At 69.6% G+C, this 17,863-nt stretch carries 17 protein-coding genes; 2 read left to right on the top strand and 15 right to left on the bottom strand.

The genetic code is table 11. The annotated features are described in order from the left end of the window. Nucleotides 1–29 precede the first annotated feature (29 nt). The 8 genes from EV668_RS22275 to EV668_RS22240 are packed head-to-tail and all read right to left on the bottom strand — an operon-like array spanning nt 30 to nt 8,407. On the bottom strand, nt 30–734 hold the full coding sequence (locus EV668_RS22275) for an ABC transporter ATP-binding protein (RefSeq protein ID WP_133774629.1): 705 nt from the start codon (nt 732–734) through the stop codon (nt 30–32). Beyond that, nucleotides 727–1,482, bottom strand: coding sequence for an ABC transporter ATP-binding protein (locus EV668_RS22270; RefSeq protein ID WP_133774332.1), 756 nt, complete (start codon nt 1,480–1,482; stop codon nt 727–729). The genes EV668_RS22275 and EV668_RS22270 overlap by 8 nt, the downstream gene beginning before the upstream one ends. Next, on the bottom strand, nt 1,479–2,480 hold the full coding sequence (locus EV668_RS22265; protein WP_245513367.1) for a branched-chain amino acid ABC transporter permease: 1,002 nt from the start codon (nt 2,478–2,480) through the stop codon (nt 1,479–1,481). The genes EV668_RS22270 and EV668_RS22265 overlap by 4 nt, the downstream gene beginning before the upstream one ends. A 10-nt stretch (nt 2,481–2,490) precedes the next feature. Beyond that, nucleotides 2,491–3,363: a branched-chain amino acid ABC transporter permease gene (locus EV668_RS22260; RefSeq protein ID WP_133774328.1), complete on the bottom strand. Its 873-nt coding sequence runs from the start codon at nt 3,361–3,363 to the stop codon at nt 2,491–2,493. Nucleotides 3,364–3,397: 34 nt separating this feature from the next. Further along, the gene (locus EV668_RS22255; RefSeq protein WP_133774325.1) at nt 3,398–4,636 is read right to left on the bottom strand and encodes an ABC transporter substrate-binding protein; all 1,239 of its coding nucleotides are present in this window, start codon (nt 4,634–4,636) and stop codon (nt 3,398–3,400) included. 41 nt (nt 4,637–4,677) lie between these two features. Next, a complete protein-coding gene (locus EV668_RS22250) occupies nt 4,678–7,053 on the bottom strand; it encodes a xanthine dehydrogenase family protein molybdopterin-binding subunit (RefSeq protein ID WP_133774323.1) in 2,376 nt (791 codons plus the stop codon). After that, entirely contained in the window at nt 7,050–7,547 is a 498-nt protein-coding gene (locus EV668_RS22245) for a (2Fe-2S)-binding protein (protein ID WP_133774322.1), read from the bottom strand. The genes EV668_RS22250 and EV668_RS22245 overlap by 4 nt, the downstream gene beginning before the upstream one ends. Then, on the bottom strand, nt 7,544–8,407 hold the full coding sequence (locus tag EV668_RS22240) for an FAD binding domain-containing protein (protein WP_133774320.1): 864 nt from the start codon (nt 8,405–8,407) through the stop codon (nt 7,544–7,546). Before EV668_RS22240 ends, EV668_RS22245 begins: the two co-directional genes overlap by 4 nt. 215 nt (nt 8,408–8,622) lie before the next feature. On the opposite strand from EV668_RS22240, the gene EV668_RS22235 reads away from it, so the two are divergent. Beyond that, nucleotides 8,623–9,282: a TetR/AcrR family transcriptional regulator gene (locus EV668_RS22235; RefSeq protein WP_133774627.1), complete on the top strand. Its 660-nt coding sequence runs from the start codon at nt 8,623–8,625 to the stop codon at nt 9,280–9,282. A 25-nt stretch (nt 9,283–9,307) separates the two neighbouring features. On the opposite strand, the gene EV668_RS22230 is transcribed toward EV668_RS22235, so the two are convergent. Further along, a complete protein-coding gene (locus EV668_RS22230) occupies nt 9,308–9,934 on the bottom strand; it encodes a hypothetical protein (RefSeq protein ID WP_133774318.1) in 627 nt (208 codons plus the stop codon). Nucleotides 9,935–10,035: 101 nt separating this feature from the next. Continuing rightward, nucleotides 10,036–10,464 carry an Rrf2 family transcriptional regulator gene (locus EV668_RS22225; RefSeq protein ID WP_133774316.1) on the bottom strand — a complete coding sequence of 143 codons (429 nt, stop codon included), beginning with the start codon at nt 10,462–10,464 and terminating at the stop codon, nt 10,036–10,038. A 219-nt stretch (nt 10,465–10,683) separates the two neighbouring features. Between EV668_RS22225 and EV668_RS22220 the strand changes: the two genes are divergently transcribed. Continuing rightward, on the top strand, nt 10,684–11,520 hold the full coding sequence (locus EV668_RS22220; RefSeq protein WP_166652594.1) for a TehB-like domain-containing protein: 837 nt from the start codon (nt 10,684–10,686) through the stop codon (nt 11,518–11,520). Between the two features lie 25 nt (nt 11,521–11,545). Here EV668_RS22220 and EV668_RS22215 read toward each other — a convergent pair whose 3' ends face one another. From EV668_RS22215 to EV668_RS22195, 5 genes are all read right to left on the bottom strand, one after another. After that, nucleotides 11,546–12,754, bottom strand: coding sequence for an NnrS family protein (locus tag EV668_RS22215; protein ID WP_133774312.1), 1,209 nt, complete (start codon nt 12,752–12,754; stop codon nt 11,546–11,548). Next, nucleotides 12,751–13,494 carry an ABC transporter ATP-binding protein gene (locus EV668_RS22210; RefSeq protein ID WP_133774310.1) on the bottom strand — a complete coding sequence of 248 codons (744 nt, stop codon included), beginning with the start codon at nt 13,492–13,494 and terminating at the stop codon, nt 12,751–12,753. The genes EV668_RS22215 and EV668_RS22210 overlap by 4 nt, the downstream gene beginning before the upstream one ends. After that, nucleotides 13,491–14,309, bottom strand: coding sequence for an ABC transporter permease (locus tag EV668_RS22205; protein ID WP_245513366.1), 819 nt, complete (start codon nt 14,307–14,309; stop codon nt 13,491–13,493). Before EV668_RS22205 ends, EV668_RS22210 begins: the two co-directional genes overlap by 4 nt. Continuing rightward, nucleotides 14,306–15,274 (bottom strand): ABC transporter substrate-binding protein, encoded by a 969-nt coding sequence (locus tag EV668_RS22200; protein ID WP_166652593.1) that lies wholly within the window; start codon nt 15,272–15,274, stop codon nt 14,306–14,308. The genes EV668_RS22205 and EV668_RS22200 overlap by 4 nt, the downstream gene beginning before the upstream one ends. Before the next feature lie 79 nt (nt 15,275–15,353). Continuing rightward, nucleotides 15,354–17,786 carry a TonB-dependent receptor family protein gene (locus EV668_RS22195; protein WP_133774306.1) on the bottom strand — a complete coding sequence of 811 codons (2,433 nt, stop codon included), beginning with the start codon at nt 17,784–17,786 and terminating at the stop codon, nt 15,354–15,356. Nucleotides 17,787–17,863: the final 77 nt, after the last annotated feature.

Genomic DNA, 17,863 nt, shown 5'->3' with positions numbered 1-17,863 from the left:
CCGGGGGGTGGGAGCGTCGTCGGCCGGGGTCAGACGGCGCAGTAGCGGTCCTGCATGGCCTTGTCCGCGAGCAGGGCGGCGGCGGTGCTGCGATGGACGACCTCGCCCTGGTCGATGATGACGGCGTGGTCGGCGAGCCGCAGCGCCCATTCGACGTTCTGCTCGACGAGAAGCAGCGTCACGCCCGTGTCGCGCAGGCGGCGGAACAGCGTGCCCATCTCCTCGACGAGGACCGGCATGATGCCTTCGGACGGCTCGTCGAGAAGGATCATCTTCGGTTTCGCGATCATGGCCCGCGCGATGGCGAGCATCTGCTGCTCGCCGCCGGACAGGGTGACGCCCTCCTGGTCGAGACGCTCCTTGAGGCGCGGAAAGCTTTCCGCGATCTCGTCGATGGCCCGGCGCTCGTCGATCGAGCCGTCGGTCGCGACGAGGCCGAGCTGCAGGTTCTCGCGCACGCTGAGGCCGGGCACGATCCGGCGATCCTCCGGCACATAGGCGAGGCCCATCCGGAACCGGGCATGGGCGGGCAGCGCCAGAAGCTCGGTCCCGGCGAAACGCACGCTGCCGGTCGCCTTCGGCATCAGTCCCATCGCGGAGCGGATGGTGGTCGTCTTGCCGGCCCCGTTGCGGCCGACCAGCGCGACGATCTCGCCCGGCGCGATCGCGAGCGAGATGCCGTGGAGGACATGGCTCGCGCCGTACCAGGCGTTCAGGCCCTCGATCTCAAGCATAGCCATCGTTCTGTCCGAGATAGACGCGGCGGACTTCGGGATCCGTCTGGATGTGCTGCGGGCTCCCATCCGCGATGAGCCGGCCGTGATGCAGGACGAGGATGCGGTCGGAGAGGCCGAGGATCATCTTCATCTTGTGCTCGACGAGGAGGATGGTCCGGTCCTTCGCGAGCCGCTCCAGCAGCCCGACCATGTCCTTGGTCTCCTCGGGTCCCATGCCGGCGGTGGGCTCGTCGAGGAGAAGCAGTTCCGGATCGGCGACGAGCGCGACCGCGATCTCGAGCGCGCGCTGCTGGCCATGCGCGAGGAATTTCGCCGTCGCGTCGCGGCGGCCGGCGAGGCCCACCGCCGCAAGCGCGGCATCGGCCTTGTCGTCGAGCTCTGTCATCGCCGCCCGGTTGCACCAGATGTCGTAGCGCGTGCGCAGCGCCTGCGCGGCGACGCGGACGTTCTCGTGCACCGAGAGCTCGGGGAAGATGTTCGTGATCTGGTAGGAGCGCGCGATCCCGAGATGCGCGAAGCGGTGCTGGGGCGTGCCCGTGATGTCCCGCCCCTTGAAGCGGATCGAGCCGGTCGACGGCGGCATGACGCCGGAGAGCACGTTGAAGAAGGTGCTCTTGCCCGCGCCGTTCGGGCCGATGATGGCCGTCACCCTGTTCGGCTCGAAGGCGGCCGTCACGCCTTCGAGCGCGACGAAGCCGCCGAAGCGCCGGCCGACATTCTCGACCGCGAGGAGAGGCGTCGTCATCGGCCGCCCCTCCCGGCGAGAGCCGCGAGGGCCGTGCCCCAGATGCCCTTCGGCAGGAACAGCACGAAGAGGATGAAGACCGTGCCGACGACGATCTGCCAATGCGAGGTCCAGAGCGAGACCACGTCCTCCATCAGGAGGAAGGCGAGCGCGCCGACGAAGGGGCCGAAGAAGCTGCCCGCCCCGCCGAGCAGGGTCATCATCACGACCATGCCCGAGGTGTGGATGCTCAGGATGTCGAGCGGGACGATGGCGAGATGAAGCGCGAAGAGCGTGCCGGCCAGAGCGCCGATCACGCCCGACAGGGTGAAGGACAGGAGCTTGGTGCGCTCGACGTCGTAGCCGCAGGCGCGCGCGCGGGTCTCGTTCTCGCGGACGGCCTCGATGACCGCTCCGAAGGGCGAGTTCAGCACGCGCGAGACGAACCACAGCGCCGCCGCGGCGAAGACCATCAGAACGTAGTATTTCTTGACCGGGTCGAGGATGTCGATCGCCCAGCCGAAGACGTTGATCGTCGAGACGGTGAAGCCGCGCAGGCCGTTCTCGCCGCCCGTCCAGGACGAGGCCTGGAGCGCCGTGTAGTAGACGAGCTGCGAGAGGGCGAGCGTCACCATCGAGAAGTAGATGCCGCGCGTCCTGATCGAGAGGAGGCCGACCAGGAAGGCGAGCGCCCCTCCGAAGGCGACCCCGAGCAGCATCGCCGCGAACCAGGGCAGGCCGAACTGCCCGATCGCGATGCCGGTGACGTAGGCACCGGCTCCGAAGAAGGCGGCATGGCCGAAGGACAGGAGCCCGGTATAGCCGAAGAGCAGGTTGTAGCCGACCGCGAGCAGACCGTAGATCAGGACGTTGACGGCGAGCGCCTGGGAGGGAAGCAGCCAGGGCAGGAGGCAGAGGGCGAGGATCGAGAGCGGCACGCGCCAGGCGGTCAGCCGCGCCCGCCACGGGCTTCGCGGCGCCCGGGCCGCAGCGGGAAGGGAGGACGTCGAGGCGGTCATCGGCATCCTCTCAAGCCCGGCTCTTCTTGCCGAACAGGCCCTGCGGCCGGACCAGCAGCACCGCCGCCATCAGCGCGAACATGACGATGGTCGCCATTTCGGGCGCGACCAGCGCCGTCATGCTGATCGCGACGCCGACGAGGAGTCCCGCGACCACCGCCCCGAGCAGCGAGCCCATTCCGCCGATCACGGTCACGACGAAGGCCTCGGCGAGGACCAGCGCGCCCATCTCCGGATTGACGTTGCGCATCGGCGCGGCGAGCACGCCGCCGAGGGCGGTCAGGCCGACGCCGAGCCCGAAGACGAGAAGCCAGACCTTCGCGATGTCGACGCCGAGCACGCGCATGATCTGCGGGTCCTTGGCGCCGGCGCGGACGATGAGGCCGAACTTCGTCTTCTCGAGGCCGAGCCAGAGGAGGACGAGGACGATCGCGACGACGCCGACGACGAAGAGCCGGTAGACGGGGAAGAAGCCGATCCCGAGATCGGCGACGCCCGAGAGTTCGGGAGGCGTCTGGAAGGGGATGCCGTCGCTGCCGAAGACGATGCGCACCGCCTCGACCAGCACGTAGCCGAGCCCGAAGGTCAGGAGCAGGGGATCGTCCACCGAGCGGCCGTAGAGCGGGCGGATCAGAACGCGCTCGATCAGGATGCCGAACAGGCCGATGGCGATGGGGGCGACGAGCAGCCCCCACCAGAAGCTGCCGGTGCGCGAGGCGACCCAGAGCCCCGCATAGGCGCCGACCATGAACAGCGCCCCGTGGGCGAAGTTCACGACGCCCAGCATGCCGAAGATGATCGACAGGCCGAGCGCGACCATGATCAGGATCGCCCCGAGCGCGATGCCCGAGAAGAGCTGCATCGCGATGAGTTCGGCATCCATCAGGGGACCCTCATGACGTGTCCGGTCCTCACGGTCAGGCCGGGAAGCCGAGTTCCTTGCAGGTGCGCAGGATGTCCTCGGAGGCGGGTTCGGTCGCGAGCACCTTGAAGAGGTCGGCCGGATTCTTCATCTCGCCCTTCTTCTTCGATTCCAGGACAAGGACGGACTGCACCGACTGGTGATCGCATTTGCGATAATGCTGTGGCCCCTTGGCGACGTCGTATTTGAGCTCCTCCAGGGCGGCGATGACCTTGTCGGTCTCGGTGCCGCCCGCCTTCTGCATGGCGAGGAGGAGCGAATAGACGCCGGTATAGCCGTAGGCGCCGTAATCGGTGGGGTAGGCGCCGTCATGGGCCGCCTTGAAGGCGTCGTTGAAGGCCTTGGCGCTCGGGATCGTGTCCTCGAGCCCCCAGTAATAGTTCGCGCCGCCGACCACGCCGTCGAAGGCCTCGGGCCCGATGGCGAGGCGCTGGTTGTGCAGCAGCACCGGCACGACGATGCGCGCTTGCCGGTTCATGCCGAAATCGACCGCCTGCTTGATCGCGTTCGCCTGGTCGCGCCCGAAATTGCAGATGCACAGGATGTCCGGGCGCATGGAGCGCAGGCGCGGCATGAAGGTCGAGTAGTCGGCGGCGCCGAAGGGGTGGAGGATCTCGCCGACGGAGGTCGCGCCGAGGGCTTCCTGCGCCCGCTTGAAGCCCCGCAGCATCTCGTGGCCATAGGCATAGTCGGCCACGAGATAGGCGATCTTCGAGCCCTTCTTGAAGGTGTGCTTGGCGACGGCCGCCGTCGTCATGTGCGGGTTCAGCGCCTCGTGGAAGGTGAAGCGGCTGAAATCCTTGACTTCGTTGATCGTGTCCGACTGGCTGATCGAGACGTAGATCACGCCGCGGGCGCGCGTCACCTCGTTCACGGCGAGCTGGACGGCGCTCGACAAGGCGCCGACGATGGCGTGGACCTTGTCCTTCTCGATGAGCTCGAGCGTGCGGGTCGCGGCCTCGCCGGCATTGAGCTTGTCGTCGCGGACGAGAAGCTCGACCTTGCGGCCGGCAACGCCGCCCTTGTCGTTGATCTGCTTGACCGCGAGTTCGGCGCTCTTGACCTGGTCCTTCGCCTCAGCCGCGAAGGGGCCGGTGAGCGGCGTCGGGAAGCCGATGCGGATGATCTCGCTCTGGGCCCGCGCGATCCTCGGCATGGCGAGGGTCGCGGCGCCTGCGGCGATGCCGGCGAGCGTGCCGCGGCGGGTCGATGTCGGTGAGAAGCCCTGGGTCATGTTTCCCTCCTGTCGTCGCTTTTTTGGGTCGGAACGTCCGGTCAGAATTGTCCGAGCGCCGCGAGAATGCGCGTCGGCGTCATCGGGAGTTGCGCGATGCTCGCGCCGAAGGGGCGCATGGCGTCGTTGACGGCGTTGAGGGCGGCCGCGGACGAGGCGGCCGTTCCGGCCTCGCCGCAGCCCTTGGCGCCGAGCACGGTGTCCGCCGTGGGGGTCTCGATATGGCCGACCACGATGTCCGGCATCTCGCACGCCATCGGCACGAGGTAATCGGCGAGCGAGCCGTTGGTGAGCTGGCCGTCCTCGTCGTAGCGGCATTCCTCGAAGAAGGCGGCGCCGAGCCCCTGCACCACCCCGCCGCGGATCTGCTCGTCGACCAGCAGCGGATTGATGATGCGGCCGCAATCCTCGACGACCCAATGCTTGAGGATCGTCACGAAGCCGGTCTCGGCATCGAGCTCGACATGGCAGCCCTGGATGCCGTTGGTGAAGGCGAAGGGGTATCCTTGCGGCGCGTAGTGATGCGCGACGGTGAGCTGGGCGCTCGTGTCCGGCGGCAGCGTGTCGGAGCGGAAATAGGCGATGCGGGCGAGCTCGGAGAGCGCGATCCGCTCGCTGCCGCTCGAGGCTTCGACGACGATTCCGTCGCGCAGGTCGAGATCGGCCGGCTTCGCCTGCAGGATCGTGCCGGCGAGCGAGAGGATGTTGCTGCGCAGCCGCCGCGCGGCCTGGAGGGCCGTCTCCCCGCCGATCCCCGCGCCGCGGCAGGCCCAGGTGGCGCCGCCATGCGGCGTCGTCTCGGTATCGCCCGTCGTCACACGCACGCGCTCGCGCGGCACGCCGAGCTGGTCGGCGACGATCTGGCCGACGATGGTCTCGGTGCCCTGGCCCTGCTCGGTGACGGAGATCGCGCAGCGCACCTCGCCCGAGGGCGTGACGCTGACGACGGCCCCGTCCTGCGCCGAGATGCGGGCGCCGCCGATGCCGTAGAAGGCGGGGCTCGGATTGGAGATCTCGACGAAGCTCGCGATGCCGATGCCGCGATGGACGCCGCGAGCGCGGAGCGTCGCCTGCTCGGCCCGCAGCCCGTCGTAATCCATCAGCGCCTTGAGGCGCGCGAGGCTCTCCTGATGAGAGAGCGCCTCGAACTTGTAACCCGTCGGCGAGTCGCAGGGATAGGCATCGTCCGGAATGAGGTTGCGGGCGCGGATCTCGGCCGGGTCGAGGCCGAGCCGCTCCGCCGCCATGTCGACGAGGCGTTCGGTGACGGCGCAGGCGATCGGATGGCCGACCGCTCGGTACTGGCTCGTCTGGACCTTGTTCTGGAAGACGACGGAGAGCTCCGCCCGGTAGCTGCGGAAGCGGTAGGGCGCGCCCATCAGCCGGATGACCTGGTTGCCCTCGACGGCGCTGGTGCGCGGATAGGTCGAGAACGCCCCGATCGCGGTCGCGTCGTCGACATCCATGGCGAGGATCTCGCCGGATGCGTCGACGGCCATGCGGGCGCGGACGCGATGGTCGCGGGCATGGATGTCCGAGACGAAGGATTCGAGGCGGTCCGCCACGAACTTCACCGGCCGGGCGCACAGCATGCTGAGGCCGATCACCGCCATGTCCTCGTGATAGACATGGAGCTTCATGCCGAAGGAGCCGCCGATATCCGGCGCGATCACGCGGACATTCGCTTCGGGGATGCCGTAATGGCGCGAATAGAGGTCCTGGAACTGATAGGGCGTCTGGGTGGCGTGGTGGACGGTGAGCTTGCCCTCGCTCGCGTCCCAATCGGCGAGGATGGCGCGCGGCTCGAGCGTGACGGCGGTGTGGCGGCCGAAGCGGAACTCCTCCTCGACCACATGGGCGGCCGCCGCGAAGCGATCCTCGACGTCTCCGGTGTCGAGCCGGGCGCGGAAGCAGAGATTGTCCTCGGCACCGTTCGCCGCCCGGTCGGCATCCGGGCGGAGCGCCGCGTCGAGATCGGCCACCGCCGGCAGGTCCTCGAAGGCGATCTCGATCGCGCCGAGCGCATCCTCGGCCTCGGCGCGGCTCTCGGCGACGACAGCGACCACGGCCTGGCCCGACCACGTCACCTCGTCCAGCGGCAGCGGATGCTGCGGCGCCGATTTCATGCCCTTGAAGTGGTCGAGCGTCCCGGTCCACGGGGTGCAGAGCGCCGCGAGATCGGCGCCCGTCGCGACGAGCCGGACGCCCGGCATGGCGCGCGCCGCCTCCGTGTCGATCGAGACGATGCGCGCATGGACGTAGGGGCTGCGCAGGAAGGCCGCGTGCAGCATCCGCGGCAGGGCGAGATCGGTGACGTAACGCCCGCGCCCGGCGAGAAGGCGCTTCGCATTCGGGCGCGAGACCGAGCGGCCGATATAGGAATTGGGACGGTCGAGCGCGCCGAGGGGAGCGTTCATGCCGGCAACTCCTCGCGGGAGGCGGCGCGCCGGCGTGCGACGGTCTCGATCGCATCCACGATCGCCTCGTAGCCCGTGCAGCGGCAGTAATTGCCGGAGAGCGCGTCCCGGATCTCCTCGCGGCTCGGGGACGCCTTGCGCGCGAGCAGGCCCTGCGCCGTCACCAGCATCCCGGGCGTGCAGAAGCCGCATTGCAGCGCGTTGCGCTCATGGAAGGCTTGCTGCAGGTCCGTGACGGCGGCACTCTCGGTCAGGCCTTCGATCGTCTCGACCGCGCTTCCGTCCGCCTGGACGGCGAAGCTCAGGCAGGAATGGACGGGCGTGCCGTCCAGCATGACGAGGCAGGCGCCGCAGACGCCCATTTCGCAGCCGAGATGCGTGCCGGTCAGCCCGAGATCGCGGCGCAGGAAGTCGGCCAGCGTCTCGCGCGGCTCGGCGAGCCGGGTCAGCCGCTCCCCGTTCACGGTGAGGGTGATGGCGACAGGCGCGGTCATGGCGCGCTCGCGAGCCGGCCGAGCAGCCGGCCGAGGAGGACGCGGGCGAGGTGGAGGCGCATCGCGCCCGGCACCTGGTCGTCGTCCTGCGGATCGAGATCGGCCCCGAGCGCCGCCTGGGCGGCGCGGATCCCCTCCGCGTCGAGGCGCGTGCCCGCCAGCGCGTCCTCGGCGTTGCGGGCCCGTGTCGGGATCGGCCCGACCGCGAGGAAGGCGATGCGGGCTTCGTCCACCGTGCCCGCCGGCATCGCCAGTTTCACGCCGCAGCCGACGAGGGCGTAGTCGCCGCGCCGCCGGGCCAGTTCGTCGAAGACGCAGCGATCGCCGGGCCTTGCCGCCGGGATATGGAAGGCGACGAGGAGTTCTCCGGGCTCCATCGTCGTCTGGTACAGATCCTGGAAGAAGTCCTCGGCGGCGATGCGGCGCGTCCCCTCGGGGCCTGCGACCTCGATCGTCGCGCCGAGCGCGAGCATCATCGCCGGGAATTCGGAGGCGGGATCGGCCAGCGCGACGCTGCCGCCGAGCGTGCCGCGGTTGCGGATGGCGGGATGGGCGACGAAGGGGGCCGCCAGGGCGAGGAGCGGCGCGTGGGCCGCGATCAGCGGATCGTCATGCGCCTCTGCATGGCGGGTGAGGGCCCCGAGCCGCAGCCCGCCGTCTTCGTCGAGCGCGATGCCGCGCAGCTCCGCGAGATGCGCGATGTCGATCAGCAGCTCCGGCGCCTGGAGGCGCAGCGCCATGGCGGGAACGAGGCTCTGGCCGCCTGCGATATAGGTCGCGGCCCCGTCCGCCCCGGCAAAGGCGTCGAGGGCCTGCGCGATCGTCGCCGGCCGAACATAGCTGAACGCCTGGGCCTTCAAGGACGCCGGACTCCGTGCTGCGTTTCCCGTCCGGATTTTTGTGACCATCCGGTCTCAAAAGAATGCACGACATCTGGAACGCGTCAACTTAAAAAGACCGGCTGGTCACAAATTTGCGCCGTGAGATCAATACGTTATATTGCTACGGATATAGCGAGCGAGACATGTCCGAGACGAGCGACCAGACGGAGACACCCCGCCCGAGGCGGCGCAACATGCGGGCCCCGGAGCGGGAACAGGCCATTCTGGACGAGGCGATCCGCTTCTTCGCCGAGCAGGGTTTCGAGGGTCAGACCCGTGAACTCGCCAAGCGGATGGGCATCACCCATTCCGCGATCTACCGGCACTTCCCGAGCAAGGAAGCGCTGATCGAACGGGTCTACCAGCAGGTCTATCTGAGCCGCTGGCACCCGTCCTGGGCCGGGCTGATCGTCGATCGCTCGCGTCCCTTGGAAGAACGGCTCCAGCAATTCTACCGGGACTATGTCGGCCGAGTCTTCGACCACGACTGGGTCAGGATCTTCGTCTTCTCGGGGCTCCGGGGCTTCGACATCACGGGGCGCTATCTCGACATCGTGCGCCGCGAACTGATCGAACCGGCCTGCCTGGAGCTGCGCGAGGAACTCGGCCTGCCGGACACCGCCGAGCGGCCCCTGACGGAACGGGAGACCGAGATGTTCTGGGGCCTGCACGGCCGCATCTTCTACCTCGCCATCCGGCGCTACGTGTACGGCACGGGGACTCCACGCGCGCTCGAAGGGATCGTCGAGGATGCCGTGCGGGGCTTCTTCATCGGAGCGCGCGAGATCGCCACCGACATCGTGCAGCCGGCGAGCGCCGCCGCTCCGCCGCTCCGGCGGCGCCGGGGAGGCTGACCTTCCGTCTCCCGTTTCGACGCGTCTACGGTCGGGAGACCCAATCGTAGACGTGAATGAATTTCGGGTCGTCGGCATGCTCGAGCAGCATGCGACGGACGCGATCCTGCCAGAGCCGGCTGAAGGTCGCGGATTCGGACGGATCGGCCGTACCGGAGACCGCACGCTGCATCAGCGACGCGATCCCGGGCGCGTGGGGCACGCTTTCGGTGTTGATGTCGAGCACGACGCCCTTGCCCGTGTCGCGGCGGCGAAAGGCCACGAACCCCTCGATCGGCGCTCCGAACGTCAGGAGGCCCCGGCGAGCGAAGCGCGCCGTGGGGCCGATGCCCCCGAACCCGGCTTCCGCCGCCGCCCCCGTCACCAGCGTCACGACGGAGGCCGACACCCCGATATTGCCCTCGTCCTGCTCGGCCCGGAAATGGACCTCGACGCCGCCGCGCTCCGGCATCTCGTCCTCGTAGAGCCAGGCGAGTCCATTCAGCGCCAGCAGATAGGCCCCCGCCACGACCGGACAGGAATGTCCCGCGAGGCGGACGGCGTCGCCGTAGCCGTAGGTCATCAATCCGTCCTCGGACGAGCCGAGGAACGCCGCGAGCGGGTCGCGCAGGGTGATCGTCGGAGCCTGATCGAAGAAGGCGGGAAAGGTCATGGGGCGGTCTCGCAATGGCCCGGCCGAATGAGGCTCCGAGGGCTCGTGTCGTGTCGTGCCGTATCGTGCCGCGGCGCGGAGGACCCGGGCGTCATGGCGCGTCAGGCGGCCGTCCGCGCGGCCGGTTCGGCCGGGGACGCCACGAGGTCGCTCACCGTATGGCGGTCCATCGTGTCGAGGAACGAGGCGAGTGCGTCCGAGATCACGCCCCGCAGACGGCACGAGGCGCTGAGATTGCAGGCTTCCAGATCCCCGAAACACTCGACGATCGCGAAATCCGGTTCGGTCGTCCTCAACACCTCCCCGAGGCGGATCGTCTCCGGGGGGCGGGCCAGAAGCAGGCCTCCGGACCGACCCCGCACGGCCTTCATGAAGCCGGTCCGCGTGAGATGGTTCGCGACCTTCGTCAGGTGGGTCCTCGAGATGTCGTAGGCGGTCGCGGCTTCCTCGATCGTGATCAGGCGATCGGGATGCTGGGCGGCATACAGAAGAAGCCGGAGCGAGAAGTCCGAGAAGCTTGTCAGGCGCATGGGCGTCCGGGTCGCTGGCCGCAGCCGATCCGTGTCAAGGCCGAGACCATCGTCGAATGGCCGGGCCGTGTCCACGCACAGGGCGCGAATGGGCTTGGTCGATCGCGACAAAAAACATGATTGTATAATTCATCAATTCGGGCCTAAGTCCAGCCTGCAGCGGCTGGCAGGGGCCGGCCGCCCCCTCGATGGTATCGGCCGATGACGTCCGCCAGCTCCATGTCAGCCAGCTCCATGCCCGCCTTGCGGCTGCTCCGCACGAGCCCTCTTCTCGACGCGGAGACGATCCCGCCCGCCATGCTGGACCCCTACGAGCTGAAGTCCGGCATCTGGGGGCGCATCCGGGTCACGGAAGGACGCCTGACGCTGCGCTTCCTCGAGAGCGGCCGGGATCAGGTGATCGAGGCGGGGCGGGACGGGATCATGTGTCCGCGCCAGCCCTGCCGGGTCGAGCTCGCGGGGCCGGTCCGGTTCGACGTCGCCTATTTCGGCGAGAGCCCCGCGCCGGGTTCGGAGGCGTCGGGCGAGGACGAATGGATCCAGGCTGCGACCGCCGCGAGTGCGAAGGAGCCTCTGATCGCCAAGGTGCCGGGCAAGGTGGCCCCTCCGGGTCTCGACGAAGAGGTCGTGAGACGCGTCGTCGACGCCTTCTACGATCGGATCCGGGCCGACCGTCTCCTCGAACCCGTCTTCTCGGCGGCGATCCCGGCCGAGCGCTGGCCGATCCACCTGCGCACGATGTACGATTTCTGGTCCTCCCTGCTGCTCGGAACCGGGCGCTTCCAGGGCCGGCCCGTTCCGAAGCACATGGCGCTGCCCGGCCTCGGCGACGCCCATTTCATCCGCTGGCTCGCCCTGTTCCGCGAGACCGTCGAGGCGATCTGTCATCCTCGGACGGCGGCCCTGTTCGTCGATCGGGCCGAGAGGGTCGCGCAGAGCTTCCGGCTCAGCCTCGCCTTCCATCGCGGGGAGGATACGACCCGCATCGTCCCGCTCCGCGCGGGCGAGGGGGCTGCATCCCCTGCGGAGCGCCGCGTCGAACACGCCGCGCCGTGACGGGGGGCGAGCCTCGCGGCCCCGGTCAAGACGAGGCGTCGTCGCTGCGTCCGGCCAGAGCCGGCAGGAAGCCCCAGAGCCAGATCCCGAACGCGGCCGACCACAGCAGGGCCGCGATCAGGTAATGCGTGCCGGCGAGGCCGGCCCCGAGCCCGATCTCCGGAAGCACGCGGGCCGCGGCGGCGAGCGCCATCAGCGCGAAGGCGGCGTGCGCCTGCCAGGGCAGATCGAGTGCCTGCCCCGTGTGGCGCAGACCCGCGATCACGAAGACCGCCAGCACCGCGAGACCGAGACAGGCGACCGACAGGACGTGGTATCCGGTATTCGGTGCGATCGGCGCTCCGAGCCCCGCAAGGCCGATCATCGTGAAGCCGATCCCCGCCAGCGCCGTCGCGCCGCCCAGTGCGAGGACGTGGCTCCGCAGCACCGCCCGGCCGATGAACCATTCTGCCAGGCGGTCGAAGAAGGCGGCGCCCGCCGCCAGCGCGAGATAGGCGGGAGCAGCCGAATCCGGCGCCGCGAAAGCTGCCACGGCATAGAGCGCGACGAGGCCTGCCGTGAGGTTCTGGCGTCCCGGGTGAGGGCGGTAGCGGCTCGTCTTGCCGCTCGGATCGAGGGCGAGGTTGATCACGACCACGTTGATCCGCGCCAGGGCGAGCGAGAAGAAGATCACGAAGACCGCGACGACGGCATGGAGCAGGCGCCCCGACAGATCGATCCTGCCGGTGAGCCAGGCCAGCCTGATCCCGAGTTCGGCGAGCCACAGGAGGCCGATCCAGAGCGCGAAGGAGCTGTGGCGCGAACTGCCCCGGGCGATCAGGGCCGAGACCACGTACCAGAAGAGAAGACCGAGGAAGGCGAGGTCGGTGAGGCCGGCCACGACCGTGAACGGCGCGAGGCCGAGGAGCCCAACGAGGCGTCCCGGAAGCCACAGAGCGAAAAGGAGCACGAGGTGCCGCCCCCGTCGCGCGGGCGTATCGGTCCATTCCGCGACGGCGGAGGTGAGGAAGCCGGCGAGCGCCGCCGCATAGACGCCGAACAGCATCTCATGCGCGTGCCACTGGCTCGGCGGAACGTCCCCGCCGAAGGGCAGGCCCAGCCCGAACAGGGACGCCCAGACGAGGGGCGACAGCACGGCGAGCCCGGCTGCGGCCGGGAAGAACAGCCGCAGGCCCTCCGACAGGATCTGCGGACCCGATGCCGGCGTTCCGGTGTCGTGGCAGCGCGCGCTCATGGCTGGCCGTCCCGGTCGCCGTCGAAGAGCTCGGCGAGGCGCGGATCGCGCGACCAGGCTTCGACGGTTTCGAAGACGGCACGGTCCGTTCGCTCGGCCATCGGCGTGGCGATCGGGATCTCGGTGCCGATGCCGAGCGTCTCGGCCGAGAGGACGATCACGCGATGAGCGATCCGGGCGGCCTCGGCGAGGTCGTGCGTGACGAAGAGCGCGGCGAAGTGCTCGCGCTGCGCCGCCGCGACGACGAGGTCCTGCAAGCTGCGCTTCAGCCCGACATCGACCGCCGTGAAGGGTTCGTCGAAGAAGATCACGTCGGGATCGACGGCGAGGGCGCGCGCGACGGCCGCGCGCTGGCGCATCCCGCCCGACATCTCCGCCGGATACTTCGCAAGGTCCTCCGGCGCGAGGCCGACGTCGCGGGCGCGCCGTTCGGCGGCCTCCCGCCGCGCGCGGAGCGGCGTGCCGCTGGCGCGCAGGCCGTAGGCGATGTTGTCGCACGCGGTCATCCAGGGCAGGAGGCGCGGCTCCTGGAACACCACGGCGTGCCGGCGATAGTGCCGCCGCACGCGTCCGCTCAGCGGCTCGATCAGGTCGGCCGCGATCTGGAGGATCGTCGTCTTGCCGCTGCCGGAGGGGCCGACAAGGGCCGCGATCTCGCCGGCCGCGAGACTGAGGCTCAGATCCTCGATGACGGGTCGGCCGAGGAAGCCGTGGCCGATATGGTCGAGCGCGAGCCTCATGGCCTGACGCCCCAGGGCTGGCCCGCCTTGCGCCAGGCCTCCAGCCTGTCGCGCACCGGCTGGATCAGGCCGTATTCCGTCGCGAGCGCGAACAGGACGACCGCGACGACGATCGCCATCACGCGCGGGATGTCGAACAGCGAGCGGGCGATCGCGAGTTCTCCGCCGATCCCCCCCGCATTGGCCAGCAGCTCGGCCATGACCGTCACCTTCCAGGCCGAGCCCGCCGTCGTCGTCCAGGCCGGGAACAGGTAGGAGACGAGATGCGGGAGCGTCACCGTGCGAAATCTCAGCCACCAGCCGGCCCCGAAGGAGCGCGCCATCGCGTCGAGCGCCCGGTCGCGCGTCGCGACGCCTTCCAGCGCTCCGGCGAAGGAGACCGGCAGCGAGGCGACCGCCACGGTCACGACCGCGGAGCCGCCGGTCGGCCCGAACCAGATCAGCGCGAGCACGATCCAGGCGATCGGCGGCACGCCCAGGATGAAGGTCACGACCGGCCGCATGAGCCGCATCGCGGCGAAGGAATAGCCCGCGACCGCCCCGGCAAGCGTCCCGAGGCCGACGGCAAGCCCGAACCCCGCGAAGGCGCGCCACGCCGTCTCGCGCGCGGCCGCGAGGAAGGCCGGCTCCTGCATCAGCGCCACCAGCGCCGCAAGCGTCTCGAGGGGTGAGGGCAGGATGAAGCTGCCATATACCTCGTGACCGACCTGCCACGCCGCCAGGACGCAGCAGAGCCCGGCCAGCCCCGCCCAGCCCGACCAGAGGTAGCGGCCGAGCCAGGCGGCGACGTCTCCAAGGCCTCCGAGGATCCTCACAAGGCGTAGAACCGCGCCTCCGGAAGCTTGCCGCCGATGATGCGGGGGTCGCTCTCGGCGAGGACCTTGAACAAGGCCACGAGGTCGTCCTTCGCCTCGGAGGCCGGTCGCACGACGAGGCTGCTGTGGGGGATCGACCGCTCGAGAACCGGAGCGGGCATGTCGATCGTGCCGGCGACCGCCCGCGCGGCTGCGCCGGGGTCCTGCCGGATCGTGTCGAGGGCCTTCGCCAGGGCGGACTGGATCGCCGCGAGCCCGTCGGCGCCGATGCGCGCCGTCAGCTTGTCGGTCGCCGCGAGCCCTGCCTGCGGAATGGCCCCGCGGCCCGTGATCGCGGCCCAGGCCTTGCGCGTGTCGATCGCCCGCTCGAGGGGCTTGCCGGCCATTCCGGCCCGCGTGATCACGGCCGTGCAGGCAGGCTCCGACATCAGCGCTGCATCGAGCTGACCCGAGACCAGGAGCTGCCCGACCTCGGCCGGCGAGCCGGAATAGTCGATCGTGAGATCCGCTGGCGCGACCTTCGCGGCGGCGAGCACGCGCCGGAAGATGAAGTCCGGCATCTCGTTGCGGAGCGAGACGGAGACCTTCTTGCCCTTGAGATCGGCCGGCCCGCGGACCGTCCCGGCCGGCGCGACGAGGTAGAGCAGGCCGTCGGTGAGGACGTTCGCGAGGCGGATGCCGAGGCCGCGATTATGCAGGTTCAACGCGGCGTAGGTCGGCACAACGACAGCCTCCATGGTCCCGGAGGCGAGCCCCGCCCGCATCTCGTCCGGGCTCCGCCAGGACTTGAAGCTCGCGGAGGGAGCGATGTCCCGAAGGAGGCCGTTCTGCACCGCGACGGCGAGAACGAGCGAGGGAGCGGCGGGTGGTCCCCACAGCGTCAGCGGTTCGGCGCCGCGCACGAGGCTCGGCGCCGCGATCGCGGACAGGGACAGCCCCGCCACGACGGATCGACGGTTCAACATCATGGACTCCGGCGAAAGAGGCGTCCGCCCGATGCGGGCGCCCGGCATGCTGTGCGGCACAGGGACGGGAGAGGGCGCCTCAATAGGTGGCCCTGACGCCCGCATAGAAGGTGCGGCCGTCCCCGGGCAGGTAGACCGCCTGGTCGCGGCGCGCGACGTCGACGATCAGCGTCGACGCGGCATAGCGCTCGTTGAAGATGTTCCCGACCTCGCCGAACACCGTGAAGTGCTCGTTGATGCGGTATTCCGTCTTCAGGTCGACCACGGCGAACGGCTTCGCATAGACCGTGTTCATGTTGTCGACGGGCGTCTTCTCGGGCTGCCAGCGCAGGGCGCCGACGATCTTCCACTCGGCCGTCGGCTGAAGCTGCAGCATGGCGCCGACGACGTGGCGCGGCGCGCCGGCGAGGCGGTTGTTGCCGCGGATCGGATCGTTCTGGAAGCGGAAATCCTGGTAGGTGTAGGTCGCGCGCGCCGAGAGCCAGTCGGTCAGCTTCGCGCCGATGCCGCCTTCGATTCCGAAATGGGTCGTGCGGCCGGCATTGATCGCGCCGAGGGACGAGCCGGCGGCATCGCGCAGGCTCAGCAACTCGTTGTCGATCCAGGAATAATAGGAGACGACGTCCCAGGAGAGGTTGTCCTGGCGCCCGCGCCAGCCCCCCTCGACCGTCGTCGCCGTCTGCGCCTTGAGGTTCGGGGTCCGGAAGGCGTCGGCCGGCGCGAAGGGCGCGGCGGGGTTCGGGCGACCGGCCGAGCTGTTGGGCGTGCCGTTGACGGTCGCGAGGAGGTCGTCATGCGTCGGCGGCTCGAAGCCGCCGCTGACGGCCGCGAAGATCGTCTGGTCTGGGACCGGGCGGTAGGACAGCGCGAGGCTCGGGCTCCAGCCCTGGTAGGTGCGCCCGTAGCTCGTGTCCTGCGTCGGGACGGCGCCGTTCGGCAAGAGGGTGTAGGGTCTCGCCGGGCTGAAGGCGGCCGTCGGCCGGGTGGCGAGGCCGAACGTGTCCCGGTTGTCCCGCGTCGCATAGGCGTAGGAGATGGACGGCGACAGCGTCACCGCCGGCCAGATCGGGATGTTCAGGCCGGAATAGAGCGACAGCGTGCTGGCATCGAGATCGTTGGACCCGAACTGGCTCCCCTGGACCCCGCCGAGATTGAGATAGTTCCCGCGCCGCGCCGACCCGATCGTGTACTGGGCCGAGCTTTCGAACAGCGGCAGGAGGCTCGTCTCGTCGGGCTTGTAGCCGTAGCGGAGGAGAGTCGTGAAATCGCCGCCCCGCGTCGTCCTCACGCCCGAGGAGATCGGGAACCGGAACATGTCGTCCGTGTAGGTGTAGCCGAGCGCGAAATCGACGAGGTGCGCCCCGAAGGTCGCCGAGGTCCGCTGTCCGATCAGGAACTGGCTCGTCTCCCGCCGCGGCCGGTCGCGCACGACGTTCGGGCCCGGATTGATCGCGCCGGAGGGCGTCACCGTCGGTCCCGTGAAGACCTGCCGCGGATTGGCCGAGAGGAGGTCGCGGGTGAGGGGGCCGGCGACGTCGAAGCCGAGATCGGTATAGCCGATGAAGAAGCGCGTCTTGATGTTGTCGGCCCAGGCGACGCCGACATTCGCGGCGACGCTCGTGCGCTCGGAACTGTTATAGGCGCGGTAGCCGTCGCGCTGGGACCGGTCGACCTGGATCAGCCCGTCGATATTGTCCTGCCGGAAGCCGGCCTGAAGGCCCGCATTGAGCTGGCCGTAGCTGCCGCCGCTGAGCGTGAACCGGGCGCCGGGCGCCGAGGAGCCCGTCGGCGAGACGAAGTTGAGCGCGCCGCCGAGGACGGTCGCGCCGAGGCGGTTGGCGATATAGCCGCGATAGACCTCGAGCGCCTCCGTCTGGTTCGGATTGGCGAGGCCGACCACGTAGGATCCGTCGGCCCGGTTGATCGGCAGGCCGTTCTGAAGAACCATGATGCCGCGCTCGACGGGGTTCTGCTGGAGGCCGGACCCGCGGATCTGGATGCGGGGCTGATCGTTCCCGCCGAAGAAGTCCTGCACGATGACGCCCGGTACGCTCCGCAAGGCCTTGGAGATCGTCGGGTTGCCCTCATCCTGGATCTGAGACTGCGAAACGACGGCGGTGCCGCCCGGCATCGCCTCGAGCCGCTGGCGGGCGAGCAGGACAGGGTCCGCGCCCGGAAGGGGGGCCGATGCAGACGGGACAGGCTGAGCCGGCGCGATGGGCCGAGCGTCTCGTGAGGCGCTGTGATCGCGGATGTTCCGACGCCTTGCCGAGACCGCGCGGGTCGCGGTCGTCCGCCTGACGACGGGTCTGGCGGTCGCGGCCGCCTGAGGTCGATCGACGACGATGGGCGCGAGTTCGACCCCGGCGCCCGGTGTCGCCGACTGCGCGAGCACCGCCGTGCCGGACACGCCCACGAGGAAGCCTTGCAGAAGCACCTGCAGGATTGGCCGGGTCGCCCAGCGCGGTGAAACCCGACCCGGTGCGGGTTCTGAGCGATCGGAAACAGACATCGAAGCCACCTCGTCGAGATCCTGATGGAGCGCGGCCGCCGCGTGGCGGCGGCTGGATCGACGGAACGGCGCTGACA

It is taken from the genome of Enterovirga rhinocerotis (assembly GCF_004363955.1).
GTDB classification, from domain to species: Bacteria; Pseudomonadota; Alphaproteobacteria; order Rhizobiales; family Beijerinckiaceae; genus Enterovirga; species Enterovirga rhinocerotis.
This window is presented reverse-complemented; position numbering and strand designations above follow the sequence as displayed.